This is a genomic window from Acinetobacter sp. Tr-809 (assembly GCF_011753255.1).
GTDB lineage: Bacteria > Pseudomonadota > Gammaproteobacteria > Pseudomonadales > Moraxellaceae > Acinetobacter.
In genome coordinates, this window is sequence record NZ_VWVZ01000027.1 from 1 (window position 1) to 255 (window position 255).

A 255-nucleotide genomic window follows, 5' to 3' on the forward strand; every position below is an offset into this window, starting at 1 on the left:
AAATGTGACGACTGCTCAAAATGCGGCAGATGCAGCACAAGCGACAGCGGACAAAGGCATTAAGTTTGGAAATGGTACAAGCAGTAACCAATTTGCTTTAGGCGATACGCTGAATGTTAAAGGTTCAACAGATGGCAGCATCACCAGTACCACGACAGCAGATGGTGTACAGCTAGGCTTAGGCAATACCATTAAAGTTGGTACAGCGAATCCAGTCACTATTGATGGTACAGCAGGTACGATCGGTGGTTTAAC

At 45.9% G+C, this 255-nt stretch carries 1 protein-coding gene; it reads left to right on the top strand.

All coding sequences use genetic code 11. The features are described 5' to 3' along the window. On the top strand, positions 1–255 hold a 255-nt coding region (locus tag F3J02_RS18405), incomplete at both ends, for a hypothetical protein (RefSeq protein WP_171526180.1).